The 14,219-nt window shown below is 38.2% G+C and carries 15 protein-coding genes, 4 tRNA genes and 2 pseudogenes; 6 read left to right on the forward strand and 15 right to left on the reverse strand.

The features are described 5' to 3' along the window. Positions 1-24: 24 nt before the first annotated feature. Positions 25-2,103, forward strand: a complete 2,079-nt coding sequence (locus tag DW930_RS09330) for a GH92 family glycosyl hydrolase (RefSeq protein ID WP_123159903.1) — start codon at positions 25-27, stop codon at positions 2,101-2,103. Positions 2,104-2,164: 61 nt separating this feature from the next. Here DW930_RS09330 and DW930_RS09335 read toward each other — a convergent pair whose 3' ends face one another. The 11 genes and pseudogenes from DW930_RS09335 to DW930_RS09385 all read right to left on the reverse strand — a co-directional run bounded on the left by DW930_RS09335 (position 2,165) and on the right by DW930_RS09385 (position 9,939). Beyond that, positions 2,165-2,710, reverse strand: coding sequence for a DUF6287 domain-containing protein (locus tag DW930_RS09335; protein WP_117745002.1), 546 nt, complete (start codon positions 2,708-2,710; stop codon positions 2,165-2,167). Positions 2,711-2,982: 272 nt separating this feature from the next. Continuing rightward, positions 2,983-4,482, reverse strand: coding sequence for a zinc ABC transporter substrate-binding protein AdcA (locus DW930_RS09340; RefSeq protein WP_123159904.1), 1,500 nt, complete (start codon positions 4,480-4,482; stop codon positions 2,983-2,985). Between the two features lie 8 nt (positions 4,483-4,490). Further along, on the reverse strand, positions 4,491-5,294 hold the full coding sequence (locus tag DW930_RS09345; RefSeq protein ID WP_023022055.1) for a metal ABC transporter permease: 804 nt from the start codon (positions 5,292-5,294) through the stop codon (positions 4,491-4,493). Continuing rightward, complete coding sequence (locus DW930_RS09350) at positions 5,287-5,991, reverse strand: metal ABC transporter ATP-binding protein (protein ID WP_023027537.1); 705 nt, start codon at positions 5,989-5,991, stop codon at positions 5,287-5,289. The genes DW930_RS09345 and DW930_RS09350 overlap by 8 nt, the downstream gene beginning before the upstream one ends. Further along, on the reverse strand, positions 5,991-6,428 hold the full coding sequence (locus tag DW930_RS09355) for a zinc-dependent MarR family transcriptional regulator (protein ID WP_023027536.1): 438 nt from the start codon (positions 6,426-6,428) through the stop codon (positions 5,991-5,993). The genes DW930_RS09350 and DW930_RS09355 overlap by 1 nt, the downstream gene beginning before the upstream one ends. Before the next feature lie 406 nt (positions 6,429-6,834). Continuing rightward, positions 6,835-6,966 (reverse strand): annotated as a pseudogene (locus DW930_RS09360) (ABC transporter ATP-binding protein); the annotation flags it as partial. Positions 6,967-7,091: 125 nt separating this feature from the next. Continuing rightward, positions 7,092-7,181: pseudogene (locus DW930_RS09365) on the reverse strand (winged helix-turn-helix transcriptional regulator); the annotation flags it as partial. A gap of 27 nt (positions 7,182-7,208) precedes the next feature. Further along, positions 7,209-7,772 (reverse strand): NAD(P)H-dependent oxidoreductase, encoded by a 564-nt coding sequence (locus DW930_RS09370; protein WP_120701374.1) that lies wholly within the window; start codon positions 7,770-7,772, stop codon positions 7,209-7,211. Continuing rightward, the gene (locus DW930_RS09375) at positions 7,772-8,365 is read right to left on the reverse strand and encodes a TetR/AcrR family transcriptional regulator (protein WP_120701375.1); all 594 of its coding nucleotides are present in this window, start codon (positions 8,363-8,365) and stop codon (positions 7,772-7,774) included. Before DW930_RS09375 ends, DW930_RS09370 begins: the two co-directional genes overlap by 1 nt. A 343-nt stretch (positions 8,366-8,708) precedes the next feature. Further along, the gene (locus tag DW930_RS09380) at positions 8,709-9,329 is read right to left on the reverse strand and encodes a tetratricopeptide repeat protein (RefSeq protein WP_120701376.1); all 621 of its coding nucleotides are present in this window, start codon (positions 9,327-9,329) and stop codon (positions 8,709-8,711) included. Between the two features lie 163 nt (positions 9,330-9,492). Next, positions 9,493-9,939: a helix-turn-helix transcriptional regulator gene (locus tag DW930_RS09385; RefSeq protein WP_000287814.1), complete on the reverse strand. Its 447-nt coding sequence runs from the start codon at positions 9,937-9,939 to the stop codon at positions 9,493-9,495. Between the two features lie 320 nt (positions 9,940-10,259). Between DW930_RS09385 and DW930_RS09390 the strand changes: the two genes are divergently transcribed. Genes DW930_RS09390 through DW930_RS09410 form a run of 5 tightly spaced genes read left to right on the forward strand, consistent with a single transcriptional unit; the run spans position 10,260 to position 13,750 of the window. Then, positions 10,260-10,733, forward strand: coding sequence for a hypothetical protein (locus tag DW930_RS09390; RefSeq protein ID WP_123159905.1), 474 nt, complete (start codon positions 10,260-10,262; stop codon positions 10,731-10,733). Between the two features lie 40 nt (positions 10,734-10,773). Continuing rightward, positions 10,774-11,970 (forward strand): replication initiation factor domain-containing protein, encoded by a 1,197-nt coding sequence (locus DW930_RS09395; protein ID WP_123159906.1) that lies wholly within the window; start codon positions 10,774-10,776, stop codon positions 11,968-11,970. A gap of 2 nt (positions 11,971-11,972) precedes the next feature. Next, on the forward strand, positions 11,973-12,359 hold the full coding sequence (locus DW930_RS09400; protein ID WP_006595173.1) for a hypothetical protein: 387 nt from the start codon (positions 11,973-11,975) through the stop codon (positions 12,357-12,359). 59 nt (positions 12,360-12,418) lie between these two features. Next, a complete protein-coding gene (locus tag DW930_RS09405; RefSeq protein WP_000598356.1) occupies positions 12,419-12,613 on the forward strand; it encodes a DUF3173 domain-containing protein in 195 nt (64 codons plus the stop codon). A 3-nt stretch (positions 12,614-12,616) separates the two neighbouring features. Then, positions 12,617-13,750: a site-specific integrase gene (locus tag DW930_RS09410; protein WP_123159907.1), complete on the forward strand. Its 1,134-nt coding sequence runs from the start codon at positions 12,617-12,619 to the stop codon at positions 13,748-13,750. Positions 13,751-13,824: 74 nt separating this feature from the next. On the opposite strand, the gene DW930_RS09415 is transcribed toward DW930_RS09410, so the two are convergent. The 4 genes from DW930_RS09415 to DW930_RS09430 form a co-directional block, all read right to left on the reverse strand. After that, positions 13,825-13,908: transfer RNA gene (locus tag DW930_RS09415), tRNA-Leu, on the reverse strand. 9 nt (positions 13,909-13,917) lie between these two features. Beyond that, positions 13,918-13,989 (reverse strand) — tRNA-Gln (locus DW930_RS09420). Positions 13,990-14,002: 13 nt separating this feature from the next. Next, a tRNA-His gene (locus tag DW930_RS09425) sits at positions 14,003-14,075 on the reverse strand. A gap of 12 nt (positions 14,076-14,087) precedes the next feature. After that, positions 14,088-14,158, reverse strand: a tRNA-Trp gene (locus DW930_RS09430). Positions 14,159-14,219: the final 61 nt, after the last annotated feature.

A 14,219-nucleotide genomic window follows, 5' to 3' on the forward strand; every position in this document is an offset into this window, starting at 1 on the left:
CTACTTTAATACAGGAGGTCCTTTATGAAGACCGATTTGACTTGCATTGATACCCGCTTAGGAACAGACAATCACCCAGCTTATTCCAACGGCAACACCCTCCCTTACACAGGAGTTCCTTTTGGGATGAATTATTTTCTCCCACAGACGACACATGAACAGGGTGCTTGGTTTTTCAACCCCAACCTTCCAATCTTTCAAGGCATTCGCTTGACCCATCAGCCGAGCCCTTGGATTGGGGATTTTTCTTGGTGTCTCCTCACCCCACTAACAGACATACCAACTCAAGAAGACCTCTATTTTAGACAGAGCAGTTACCGGATCCAAGAAGCTATCTTTCAGCCCCATTATTTAGCCCTCACCTCAGAGCGCTATCAAATCCACACAGAGGTGACGCCCAGCCTCTATGGAGCCTTCCTTCGCTTTAGGGGGCCATCTGAACTAGCACTTGCCTTGCACTGTCCCAATGGACTAACTGAGCTAGAATTCGGAGAAACAAATCTTCACTTCCACATCCTAGATCAAAATCATACAGACCAACATGACTTTCCGTTCTATCTTCATTTCGAATTTGACCAAGCTATCACTCGAACTCACTGGCTAGGGCAGGATTTGATCCTAGAGTTTGACAGCCCCATACTAGAAGCTCGATTAGGCACTTCCTTTATTAGCCCTGACTTGGCCAAATCTCACCTCCCTAAAGCTAGCTTTGAAGATATGAAAGAAAAAGCCGGTCGCAAGTGGCAAGAGCTAATGGACCGATTTGAAATTTTAGATACGGGCGGAGAGGATCGAACCTTTTTCGATCACTGTCTCTATCGTAGTCTGCTCTTTCCTCAGACTTGTTATGAAGTGACCCCTGAAGGGAAAGCAGTTCATCGTGACTTCGCCCACAACCGCATTCAAGAAGGAAAATACTTCACTAGTCTGGGCTTCTGGGACCTCTTTCGGACCACCTTTCCTCTTTATAGCCTGGTCTATCCTGAGCTCTATCAGGAATTTCTCGAAGGCTTCCTTAACCATTACCGGGATACAGGCTTCCTCCCTAAATGGCTAGCGCCAGACGAAAGAGGCATGATGCCTGGGACACTCGTTGATGGGGTCATTGCAGATGCCATTCAGAAAGGCCTGGCTCCCGACCTTCACACGGAACTTTTTGAAGCCATGCTGGATACAGCTAGGAAGGAATATCCAAATGGTCATTACGGTCGACGAGGAGCGAAAGAGTACAAAAAATTAGGTTATCTATCCACCGACTATCACGAAAGCGTGAGTCATACCATCGACTTCTCCTATAGCGACTTTTGTATCGCCCAAACTGCTCAGATACTTGGCAAGGAAGATCTTGCCAAAGAATATGCCCAATCTAGCCTTTCCTACCGAACCCTCTTTGATCCAGAAACAGGTTATATCCGAGCCAAAGATAAGAAGGGTCATTTCAGACCAGACTTCTCTCCGATCAGTTGGGGACGCGACTATGCAGAGTGCTCTGCCATTCAGGCAACCTTAGGCGCCCTTCACGACATAGAGGGACTCAAGCAACTCTTTGGAGGAGAAGAAGGCTTTACCCACTACTTAACCCGACTGGCAACCCAAGCACCACATTATGAAGTGACGGGCTATGGCTACGAAATTCACGAAATGAGTGAGATGGCCCAAGCTCCTTTTGGGCAAATTGCCATTTCGAACCAACCGAGTTTCCACATCCCCTATCTCTTTCGCTATAGCCAACACCCAGAATACACTAGCTTACTGATTCAAGCCATTCGCAAAGAAGCCTTCCAGTCAAGCTTCCAGGCCTATCCAGGAGATGAGGATAATGGCAGTCTATCTTCTTGGTATATCTGGTCAGTTTTGGGACTCTATCCGACTTGCCCCGGAAAACCAGTTTATGACCTGGGGATTCCTCTCTTCAAACACCTACGCCTCTATCTCCCTCAAGAGAAAAAATGGATCCATATCCATCGTACAGCCCACACAGCTCAGGCACACTTCCTTCAAGATGTTTCACTTGATGGGAAAAGAATCGACAGAGTGAGTCACCAAGACCTCTTGAAAGCAGAGAAGCTGGATTTCCACCTCTCTTGGCTCCCTAAGATCTAGAAAACGAAAAAGAATGAAGAGTTGGACACTCTTCATTCTTTTTCTATGGCACTAATATTCCCTAATCCCCAACCTTATAGAGGAAAGACCCTTGTTCTGTAAAACTGTACATCCCAGTTCCAGTCCAGAGACGGTCTTTACTTGCATCAGAGTCATCATGGAAGACGACTTCTCCATTTTCGTCCGTTTGATCATCAATCGTAAGCCCGGCAGGGATGAATTCCATTAAAAATCCACCTGTGATTCCTCCGTAAACTCCTCCCGAAACAGTCCCATAATCCGTCAAGGAGAGACCGTAAGATTCATATTCGTTAGAGACCAAACCATTTTGATCAAAGACCAATTTATTTCCCTTATCATCTTGCCAGACACCAGCTACGCTACTATAATCCCCTTGAGCGATTGCTTCAATATCCATCTTTGTTTTCTCTTTCTTATCACTCGAACTTTCAGCTTTCTTTGTTTCACTAGTAGCTGAGCTATCCTTCGATTGACGAACCGTACTTTCTTTACTTTCAGCCCCTGTCTCCTGCTTTTTCTCACCGCAGGCTCCAAGGAAAAACAGTAGAGCAGAAAGCAACAATAACAAACGATACTTTTTCATCATGAATCTCCCTAATTCAAACTATTCTATAAACCTAATTTTATCCTTTTTCTAGCAAATTGACAAGTTTCTTTTACTATCAAAAAATGAGGCTGGGACAAAAGTCCTAGCCTCTCAATTGTCTTTGGATTGTTGAGCAAGACGCAGTGGTTGAGTGGGCTCTACTACGCTGATTTCATCAGCTTTTACAGCCCTACTCAACTGTGCGGAGGTGGGACGACGAAATCGAATTCTAACGAATGACTGATTTCTGTCCCACTCTCTTCTCTATTTGATTAATGGGCTAACATTTCCTGTGCAATTTCAAATCCTGTCAAGTCACTTGGGTAGTAAGTAGGCCAATTTTCCAATTCATTGTAAAGAGCCTCTTGGCTTTCTCCACCGAAGAAAATATGGAAGTGAGCTGCCTTATTGGGAGCAATTTGATGATCACTAAATTGAACATACTTGAATTCACCCGCATTCGGATCAGTTGCTTCAAAGAGATAACGCACTCCACGATTCCCTTTTGTATAGGTCAGCGTATGCTTCCCTGCGTAGCGGTATTCGAACTTCTTCTCTTCTCCATTCTTATAGAAGGTCATGGTTTTGTCGGTAATGACAATCCGTTCGACATCCGTTTTATAGCCTGTGGTGTAGTAAGCTTTATACTCTTCAGCTGTTTTGGACTTGGTTAGTTTAGCTTTGTAATCAAAAACTTGATCCAAGGTGCCATCTTTTAGATAAGGATACACAGATTGCCAGTCTCCCGCATAGTCTGAGAGAGTTCGGTCCTTAATAGCACTGTCTTCAAAGTAGCCATTGGCTACTGTTTTGGTGTCTTCTTCCTCTTCTGGAGCGATTTCCTTCCCTGCTTGAGTCGTTGTTAACTCTAAAGATTTGAGGTTGGCTCCCATGATAGAGATGTAGTCTTCACCATCTTTCATCTGTTCATCTGTCAAGCTCTCTAGTGGATTCAAAACAGCTAGATCTACACCGGTTTCAGCAGACAAGGTTTTCGATAAGGATTTAGAAGCATTTTCTTCAAAGTAGATGACCTTGATATCGTTCTTCTTGATGTACTCTGTCAATTCACTCAAACGACTCGCAGATGGTTCACTATCCGGTGACAAACCTGAAATAGAGACTTGATTCAAGCCATAGTCCAAGGCCAAATAACGGAAAGCCGCGTGCTGCGTTACAAAGTTTTTCTGTTTCGCTGCAGATAGGCTCTTCGTATAGCTGTCATCCAATTTTTTCAACTTAGCAATATAAGCGTCCGCATTAGCTGTAAAGCTATCTTTTTTATCTGGGTACTGTTTCACCAGTTGATCACGAATCGTTTCCACCATTTTAATGGCTCTCTGTGGAGACAGCCAGACATGGGGATCGTAGTCATGATGGTGTTCTTCCCCTCCCTCATGGTCATGCTCTTCTTCACCACCTGGTAAAAGAAGCATATTTTCAGTCGCTTTGACAACCTTGGTTTTCTTGCCATCCATTGATTTCAACAACTGAGGCACCCAAGTTTCCATGTTCTCGTTCTCATAGACAAAGACATCTGACTCTTGAATTTTTGCGCGACCTTTGGCAGACAATTCAAAATCATGGGGTTCCGAACCAGACCCAATCAAGAGCTCCACATCTCCCTCGTCTCCGATGACTTGCTTAGTAAATTCATAGACAGGATAGAAAGTAGTCATGACTTTCAATTTCCCTGACTGATTTTGACCGCCACTACAAGCTACTAAAAGAAGACTACAGAAGGCTAACACGAGCCATGCAAGTTTTTTCATAAGATCACCTATTTTCTAAATTTAACAAAAAGATTTGAGAGCAAAAAGAAGGATACAAATAAGAGAGTGATGGTCGCACTAACCGGTGTATCCGGGTAATAAGAAAGAATGAGACCACTGACCATCCCCACAAAACCAATGACTACTGCCAACAGCATGACTGAACGGAAAGTTTTTCCTAGCTTTAAAGCAATACTAGCTGGCAAGACCATAATAGTAGATACCAACAAGGAGCCTGCAGCCGGGATCATCAAGGCGATAGCCACTCCTGTCACAATATTAAATAGGATAGACATGAGACGTACGGGTAAACCATCTACATAAGCTGTATCCTCGTCAAACGTAAGGATATACATAGGACGAATAAAGAGAACCGTCAAACATAAAACAATCGCCGCAATGACAAACAAAGCTAGCACTTGCTCATCAGTAATAGTCAAGGTGGAACCAAATAGGTACTGATCCAAACTCATGGAACTTTTACCACCACCCTTCATGATCACTAGGGCTAAGGCCAAGCCAGTCGACATGAGAATCGCTGTCCCGATTTCCATAAAATCTTTATAGACTGTTCGTAAATACTCTAGAAATACAGCCGCTATGATTACCACAATGACTGTCGAAATAGTTGGAGAGAAACCAAGGAAGAGGCCAAAAGCGACCCCCGATAGAGAAACGTGACTCAGTGTATCACTCATCAAGCTCTGACGACGCAAAATCAAAAATACACCTAAGATAGGGGAGAAGAGACTCATGGCAACCATCGCCAACAAAGCCCGTTGCATAAAGTCATATTGAAATAAACTAAGCATGCTCCTCACCTCCATCTTTCTCATGGACATTAAAGCAACGCCATGGAGAATTTTGTTTTCTCACCAGGTGAATATTGCGATCCGCGTAATGGCTCACCTCTTCGGGATCATGCGTAATCATTAAAACAGCCTTCCCATGGTGGTGGGCACTGTGATGCATCAATTCGTAAAACTCATCCTTACTACCAGCATCCATCCCAGTAGTCGGTTCATCCAACACAAAAATATCTGGATCAGACGCAAACATTCGTGCAATAACAGCCCGTTGCTTCTGACCACCGGATAGAGCCCCTAACGGTTTATCACGATGCTCTAACATCCCAACAGAAGATAAACTAGCTAAAATGTGCTCCTCATCATGATGATTTAACCGACGAAACCAGCCCTTACGAGGATAACGTCCCGATTTCACAAACTCATAAACAGAACTTGGAAAGCCAGCATTGAAACTTGCAATTTGTTGCGGAAGATAAGCGATTCGTAATTTTTTACCCGCTACATTTTCCTTAGCGATTTCAACAGTTCCTACTTTGGGTTTTAAAATTCCAAGACTTGCCTTAATCAAAGTAGATTTAGCAGCACCATTCTCACCCGTCAGGGTCACAAACTCCCCACTATCCAAGTAATAATTCACACCTTCTAGAACAGGCTCTCTATCATAATAAAATGAAAGATCTTTAACAGTAATATAACGCATTAACGAAGATCCTCCAATAAGCGCGATAAAAATTTAGAAATAACCATCTGTTCTTCTTGAGAAAATTCACTCAAAACTTGATTATACACAGCCAAAGTATGATCATGATGATGAGAATGTTCTTCAGCAACCGGACGCCCTAAATCTGTTAACCGATACAAAACAATACGAGCATCTTTCTCGTCTTTCAAAGCTTCCAACATGCCAAAAGAAAGTAATTGCTTAACTGCTTTGGTCACAGCAGCTTGACTGACATTTAGCAATTTAGCAAGCTCAGAATTTGAATAATTATCTTTTGAAAGTAACATTAGAATATGCTCTTGCGTGTTGGTTAAAGAAAAACCACTCGTACAGGAACCAATCAAAACTTCATGCTGATTCTCAGAAATAAGTAAAATAGAATTTAAAAAATGTTCAATCTGATTAGCAACTTTCATATGTATTTCCTTTCTGTTAACCGGTAAATACTTTACCGGTTAATTATAACACAGTAAAGGAAAGTAGTCAAAGTATTTTCAGAAAACAATGAGAATAAATTTAAGGAATTTATTAGTAACTCACCAGTAAAAATTCAACGAATAAAAGAAAAAGACAAGGTCCGAAAACCTTGTCTTTAATACTATACCGGCGGCCGGGGTCGAACCGGCACGTCCTTGCGGACACTGGATTTTGAGTTCTATGAACCCATTTTTTAAATCTTATAACCTTGATTTAATAGGGTTTTAGAACTTTTGAATCTTGCAAAATAGACTCATTTTTTAAATTTTAGTAACTTTTTGGTAACTCATCTTTCTCTCTTAAATAACTACTTCCATAAATAGTGAGTCAATAATCTTATTTCTCAGTCGTTGATTTCCTTGCCCCATTTGGTCCTAGAATCGCATTAAACGTTCCCTTTTCAAACTGTAGGTGAATATGATCAACCACTAGATGATTTCCATACCGTTTACTGATGTTTTTAGCTGGTAATATCATGTTCTCTCTCCTTTTTGACAGTATCAGTCTAGCAAAAAAGCCGTTTAAAAAACGGCCTTTTGGGATAAGCGGTCAAAATGAGAACCTAAGTGGCAAGATGAAAGTGACAAAAAGAAGAAGAAAATTTAATGCAACCATTCTTTCCCCCATTGATTCAAGTCCTTTAAAATCGGCATCAGCGATTTCCCTTTTCCTGTCAGCTCATATTCTGTATGCTCTGTCATGACTTATAACGCACGTTTTTATATCCTTTTGGCTATCTGTGCGATTTTTTCGAGTTCTTCTTTCCGTTGACGATCACTCATATACTCCACTCGTGTAACTTGTGTCATTTTAACCGGTTTAATACCACAGGGTTTCAAGATTTGAGATTTTAGAACCTTTGCGTAGTCTTGAGAAAAAGGAAGAAAAATTTTTGGCGTATTATGCGTCGTAATGATCCACGCTTTTCCATCTAGTTTCCCCACCGGACCTCGAGGTCCATTCTGATAAGCAAAACCTGCAACAAAAACACGATCAATAAAACCTTTTAAAATAGCTGGCATTCCACTCCACCAAGTAGGGAAAATAAAAATCAACTGATCCGCCCAACTCAATAAATCTCTATATGGTTTCATGTCTTCATTATGCTGTAAATTTCTCCTTTTATGCGTTTCATCAAAACGTAAAACCGGATCAAAGTTTTCTTTATATAAGTCTATTATTTTAACTCTATGCTCTGGTGCTAAATGCTTTTGCACAGTTTGAAGGATTGACGCATTATAACTTGTTTCATTCGGATGTGAATAGATTATTAAAACATTCATCAGCTATCTCCTTTTATATAAATATCAAGCATCGTTCTGACGGTCTTTTGAACATCATTTTCTTTAAAGTTTTCTCCAACAGGACTCCTTACCAATAGAGCCAAACCAGCAATAAAACTCCAAAAATTGATCAATATTTCTGCGTCACTACTAGAAAGATTTTCCTCATCTTTAAGTCTTAACGCTACCGACTTAAAATGTTCAAATCCTGGTAAAGAGGAGTTGACTGAAATAGTTTCCTGGGATAACTCCATATAGTTATATGGAAATTTGATAAATAATGCTTCAAATAGATAGGTTTCCTCTTGGGCAAACCATACAAAGTTACAGCCCATCAGAGTTAGTTGAGTTCTTGCATCTATGGAAGTATCAATTCCAAGTATCATATTTTTCAAAAAGAACATTGATAAGTGTTCCATAACAACTTGAATATATCTATCTTTACTTCCAAAATGCTTATAGGGAGCTCCATGAGTCACCCCACATTTTTGAGCTATTGTACGCATAGACATCCGGTCAATCCCGTTAGTTCTGATTTCTTCAATGCCAACCGAAATTAACTTTTCTTTCAGTTCTTCCGTATTCCGTTTCATTTGACCACCTTCCCTTATCAAAGTATACGTTGTCTACTTTTTATAAAGTATACACCGTCTACTTATATTTGTCAAATAAAAAAATACTCAAAACTTAGCTTTAGAGTCCCTAACCTTCTGTTATGTACTCTCCTAAGGAAAGTTTCTAAGAAGATTTTATCTTCAATTAAAAGGCTGAGACTACTGTCCCAGCCTTTTACTCATCCTTATTGACATTGAAACAAAAGCAATACTAAAACGACAAAGACAAGGATAAAACACCTTGTCTTTTTAAAATACTAGCAACTTAGACTAACATAGTTTCAAAGCAAAAACAAACTAATGGCAAAATCTAAATGTCAAATCATTCATTAATCAATTCCTCAATTTCCTTTATCCCTTCAAACTCTCCAACACTTTCGAAAAGTTCTATAGCTCGTTTGAAATGTCTATTGGATAATTCCGTATCTTCCAAGGCTAAACAGATTTCACCTAACCCTCTATAGCTACAAGCTTGAGAAATCACGTCATCAGTCTCTAAAGATTGTTCCAATGACAGATTCATGAATGTAAGTGCTTCATCAAGGTTGTTTAATTTAAATCTCACATAGCCTTGTTCGTAGTTATTCACAGCTTTCTTTAGATTATCGTTTGGAAAATACTCTTCAACTATCTTCTCTTCGTCTTCAATGAGTTTTAAAGCCTTATGAAAATCACCCTGTTCTCTGTAGATCATCGCTAATTGATGTAAGCCAATATGTTCATTTTCTTTATCTTCATTTTGTTGAGCTAATAAAATGTATTTCTCAAAGATATGGGTACACGAGGCATAGTCTTTTTCTGCCAATAATAAATACCCCATCAGATTTAAAAGGCTAAAATCTGTACAGGTATCAATGGAAAAATCTTGTTCAACCAACTTTTTAGCTTCTGATGTTTTTCCCTCCAGAAACAAGTCCCAAGCTGTATCAATTTTAGAGACCATCTATTTTCCCCTTTCAACTATAAACAACCTTCATAAAATAAAATCACTCAACAAGAATATACTAATCTTTACCTATTGAAACTTCTAAATGTTCTTTCTTTAATGGAATTCCGTCAATATTTTAGACACATTTTGGGAGGAAATTTTGAAGACTAGCGTCCTTCTAGTTTTCCCAATAAGTTTTAACTTCTTCAAAAATCTTATTCAAAAGTTCTGCATCTTTTTCTGACAACTGATTTTTTTCTATAACTCTATCTTTTAGTTCTGTTGCCTTTATTTTATTTCTTGCCACCGAAACTGCTATTGAATGTTTCAAAATATCAAACTCATCCTTTGAAAAGTTTGCAATATTGGTAAGATCTAATTGTTCTAGAGGTAAACTACTGATAATTGAATAAGGTTTTTGTCCCAGCAAATAATCTGTAGTAGTACCAAAGATATTTGCTAATTTCACAACGAATTCTAATCCTGGTTCTAACGTTCCATTCTCCCACCGAGAATATGTCCCTTGTTGAACTCCAATTAATTCCGATATTTGTACTTGAGTTAACTTTTTTGATTTTCTGAGAGTTTTTAACCTCTCTGAAAATTTATAATCCTCTGTATACATAATTCTCCTATAGATATTCTTATTCGTATATTTTTGCTTGACAAAATATTCTAAACGGTATAAAATAGAATTATTCCATAAGGAATATTTATTTTAAGATTAAATATTCCATTGAGAATATTATAGCATAAAAGGAGGTAAAAGCGTATGTAACTAGTAGTCGATTTAAAAAATTTTAATAAAGGAGGTAAGATTCGACAAAATAAAAAAATCTTGAAACAAATGTGCCGTTCGTTCCAAGATCAAAACATATTATGTAACAATTATACCACAGAAAACTCTTCAGTTGCACAAGAAAATTTCGGAGGTTTCGAAAAAAGATGACCAATAAAGAGTTAGTCAATCAAATTTCTGGCCTAAACTCTACCTCTACTCTTAAAAATTGGATCCAACTGATTAAAGAGATAAGTGGCAAGGAATTTAAGAAAATTAAAATTCCTATCAGTAGAAACCCAAGAACTCATCAATTAAGTTATACAGTTGCCTATGACTTTACAAACGAAGACCTTAGACAATTTCAAAAGTTAGCTAACCTAAAACTTGAAATAGGTCTAAAAGAGGCTATACAAGCCGTATTTGGGAGTCTAGCAGACAATGAGCACGAATCCCTAAACCAAGTAATAGATGAGCTCTACGATGAACTGAGCGCCTTAAAACAGGAATTTAAGCGAGAAATACGACTGATAAGAAATGAGAATGCCAGTCTAAAAAAGAAAATCCAAGATATTGAAGAGTCGATGCAAACCGGCTTATTAGGGTTTGTTCAGAAGAGGTCAAAAAATAGGTTCGGCTAATAGCGAGTTTTCGGCTGAGCCATGAGGCAGAAAGCCGAAAATGAGCGTAGATGCGGACGGACCATTTTTGACCGATAGGGTGTGTAGTAACACCACCCTCTGCAAGTTAGGTGTACCATCGAAAAAATTCAGTATTACCAAGGGTTTCGGAGATTTTAAGGGTGGCAAAATTAGGCAAAAAGTTGAATCAAAATCTATGGCAAAAAATGAGCATTTACGTTCTGTATTTGACTGGATTCAAATTCAGTTTGATAAGACTGAATTTTCACCAAAAGAAATAATCGAAGATATCCTATTTCTTGACTTTGACCTATTTATTGAGAATAAGGGGAGCCTTAAATACTATAACTATGATAGCCAGCTTCATTATGGGAATATCCGTATCTACTATGGATCGAAAGAGTCGTCCTACATGCTTGTCATGTCAGGACAGGCACTTGAATTCTATAGAGATATGGTATTAGATCCAAATAGTCTATCCGAAAGACAGTTTCTGGACAACCTCTACTACAATTTCCATCGTTTTTCAATCAGACGAATTGATATTGCAATAGATGATTTTAATGAAACACCCTATTTCACTCCTAATCAACTTCTAAAGATCTGTCAGAAGAAACGCTTTATATATGGAAAAAGCACCTACTACAATACCTATGGAGATGAAACAATCGGTCAGACCTTATATTTAAGAAAACCAAATGATGATGAAAGACTTAGAATTTACGATAAGCGCTTAGAACGAGCTGAGAAGCTCGGTATCAGCAAGCGGTATATAGAAAATTGGATAAGAACTGAGTTAGAACTTAGGAAAGAAAAAGCTCACTACTTCATTCAAGAATGGTTGCATTCGGAAATAGATCTTCTCAACTTTACCAAGGGATATCTCAAAGAAAAAGTAAGGTTCTATAGTGATAGTCACTTCTCAAAACCTTTGAGATCTTGGGAAAAGTTTTTAGGTCACTCAAAACCTGTCTCTATCATTATTCCAAAACCAAAAACAGAACTAGAACAAAAATTAGAATGGTTTACCTATAAAGGTTCTGGAGCTATTCTAAAAGCGTATAAATTTCTATACGACAATAACTTACTGCATGAGTATGAGAAGTCTAACTATCTCGCACTCAACAATATGGAATATCCACCAGATTTAGCAAGTGGATTAATAGAACGGGCAATTCTCTTTAAAAGAGAGGATTTAATCCCTACAATCAAAGAAAATATCAAAAGGAGAAATTAACTATGGCAAAAATGCTTTCACAAAATGACTGGAATTTTAATAACATTGGAACAAAATTTGAATTGGATGAAGTTATTCCAAAATTTGAAACGGAAGTCCGAGCAGATGCAAACGGAGAAATTATTAAAAACCGAGATGGTAGCGAAAGACGTTTTAATACCGATAAAATCATTGGTTGGAAATACAATGTAACGATCAAGGATGGACAATTCAAAAAGAAATCAACCCAAGTCTCAGTAGATAATCCAGAAGCTTTAGTCGATAATGACTATATCCAAGCAATGGACGAGGTACCAGTTACATTTGACAATTTACAAGCCACTATGATTAGTTCAACGATGTATTACAAGGCGGATGCTATCCATTTAGTAGATGTAAAACAAAAATAAGTATTAGACAAGGGGAGCTAATCCTCCCCTTACTTAATCTAATCAGAAAAGGAGATCACATGATTAAAACTGTAACAAAAGATGACCTTATCGAACTTGGATTTGCTCCAGGAACCGCAAGAAAGATTATCCATACTGGCAAATTACTATTAGTGAATCGTGGTTTTAATATCTACGATAACAAACGGATTGGTACAATTCCAGCCAGTGTCGCTGAAGAACTACTAGGAATTGAACTCCAGAAAGAAGCATAATGAATGACTATTCGTAAAGCTAAAAGTGGTAAATGGACTGTTGATGTTTCTAACGGTTTCCACCCAGTCACACAAAAAAGAATACGTATTATTCGTAAAGGATTAAAATCTAAAAAAGAAGCCCTAGAACTTGAACAACATATTAGAGTTGTAGAATTAAAAGAAAAACAATTTGACTTTGTAGTAACAACGGATATGTTATTCGACTTACTTGAAGAAGATGATTTGAAAAATGGCAGAAAAGTAAGCTACACAAGTACACAAAGAAACAATTATGAGCGTCATATTAAGCCATATTTTAAAAATACAAATTTAAATAAATTAACGTATGACCATATATTCGAATTTCGTGAATACCTAAAAACAAAACCTAAAAAACAAAATGAAAATGAAGTTTTAAGCTATAATACAATTAATAAGGTTCTAATTTTACTTAAAAAAATTTTTGATACTGGTATAAGAAAATCCCACATTGATAAAAATCCTGTTGAGAATCTTAGAAAATTACCAATTAGGAAGCCTAATATCAAATTTTGGAGTATAGAAGAGTTCACGAGATTTAGAGAACTTATTCGAGATGATGAAATAAGCTATGACCTGTTTTTCGTAATTGCTTTCTTTACTGGAATGAGAATGGGAGAAATACTCGCATTAAACTGGAATGATATAAATCTTTTAACAAATACGATTTACGTTACCAAAACGGTATACTTTGTCAATAATACAAGCTACATTAATACAACAAAAACACGATCAGGAACTAGAAATATAACAATAAATCAGAAATTAGCAGAAATGCTAAAAGACTGGAAAGTAAAACAAAAAGAAAAACTTGAGGAATTTACGAAAAATACTGAAGAACTACAAATAATACAGAGTACACCAATAACAATTACAAAAAATATGATTGATAAGAAGTTTAAGCAAATACTAGAAAGGGATAAGGATTTAAAGAAAATAAGAATTCATGATTTGAGACACTCTCATGCATCATTACTTATAAATCAAGGAGAAGATTATCTTGTTGTCAAAGAAAGATTAGGACACGCATCTATTACAACAACAATTGATACTTATTCTCATTTGTACCCTAGCAAACAGAAAACATTGGCTAATAAACTTGATGATTTATTTTAAAATGGAAAAAATTGGTAACTCGACACACAACAAAGAAAAAAAGACAAGGTCCGAAAACCTTGTCTTTATTACTATACCGGCGGCCGGGGTCGAACCGGCACGTCCTTGCGGACACTGGATTTTGAGTCCAGCGCGTCTGCCAATTCCGCCACGCCGGCAAAGTATAACTGGGGTAGCTGGATTCGAACCAACGCATGAGGGAGTCAAAGTCCCTTGCCTTACCGCTTGGCTATACCCCAATAATATAAAATAGGCGAGTGATGGGGATCGAACCCACGCATGCCAGAGCCACAATCTGGTGTGTTAACCACTTCACCACACCCGCCATATTCTTATACACGGGCAGTAGGAATTGAACCCACACTGAAGGTTTTGGAGACCTTAGTTCTACCTTTAAACTATGCCCGTAAAGGATGGAAGGGGAGGGATTCGAACCCCCGAACCCGAAGGAGCGGATTTACAGTCCGCC

The sequence above is a fragment of the Streptococcus sp. AM43-2AT genome (assembly GCF_003603405.1).
Classification (GTDB): Bacteria; Bacillota; Bacilli; order Lactobacillales; family Streptococcaceae; genus Streptococcus; species Streptococcus ilei.

What these genes read in the sequence shown, in the direction of transcription:
- DW930_RS09330 (WP_123159903.1), top strand. Translation starts at nt 25, where the DNA reads ATGAAGACCGATTTGACTTGCATTGATACCCGCTTAGGAACAGACAAT.
- DW930_RS09335 (WP_117745002.1), bottom strand. Translation starts at nt 2,710, where the DNA reads ATGATGAAAAAGTATCGTTTGTTATTGTTGCTTTCTGCTCTACTGTTT.
- DW930_RS09340 (WP_123159904.1), bottom strand. Translation starts at nt 4,482, where the DNA reads ATGAAAAAACTTGCATGGCTCGTGTTAGCCTTCTGTAGTCTTCTTTTA.
- DW930_RS09345 (WP_023022055.1), bottom strand. Translation starts at nt 5,294, where the DNA reads ATGCTTAGTTTATTTCAATATGACTTTATGCAACGGGCTTTGTTGGCG.
- DW930_RS09350 (WP_023027537.1), bottom strand. Translation starts at nt 5,991, where the DNA reads ATGCGTTATATTACTGTTAAAGATCTTTCATTTTATTATGATAGAGAG.
- DW930_RS09355 (WP_023027536.1), bottom strand. Translation starts at nt 6,428, where the DNA reads ATGAAAGTTGCTAATCAGATTGAACATTTTTTAAATTCTATTTTACTT.
- DW930_RS09370 (WP_120701374.1), bottom strand. Translation starts at nt 7,772, where the DNA reads ATGAATGTTTTAATAATCTATTCACATCCGAATGAAACAAGTTATAAT.
- DW930_RS09375 (WP_120701375.1), bottom strand. Translation starts at nt 8,365, where the DNA reads ATGAAACGGAATACGGAAGAACTGAAAGAAAAGTTAATTTCGGTTGGC.
- DW930_RS09380 (WP_120701376.1), bottom strand. Translation starts at nt 9,329, where the DNA reads ATGGTCTCTAAAATTGATACAGCTTGGGACTTGTTTCTGGAGGGAAAA.
- DW930_RS09385 (WP_000287814.1), bottom strand. Translation starts at nt 9,939, where the DNA reads ATGTATACAGAGGATTATAAATTTTCAGAGAGGTTAAAAACTCTCAGA.
- DW930_RS09390 (WP_123159905.1), top strand. Translation starts at nt 10,260, where the DNA reads ATGACCAATAAAGAGTTAGTCAATCAAATTTCTGGCCTAAACTCTACC.
- DW930_RS09395 (WP_123159906.1), top strand. Translation starts at nt 10,774, where the DNA reads ATGAGCGTAGATGCGGACGGACCATTTTTGACCGATAGGGTGTGTAGT.
- DW930_RS09400 (WP_006595173.1), top strand. Translation starts at nt 11,973, where the DNA reads ATGGCAAAAATGCTTTCACAAAATGACTGGAATTTTAATAACATTGGA.
- DW930_RS09405 (WP_000598356.1), top strand. Translation starts at nt 12,419, where the DNA reads ATGATTAAAACTGTAACAAAAGATGACCTTATCGAACTTGGATTTGCT.
- DW930_RS09410 (WP_123159907.1), top strand. Translation starts at nt 12,617, where the DNA reads ATGACTATTCGTAAAGCTAAAAGTGGTAAATGGACTGTTGATGTTTCT.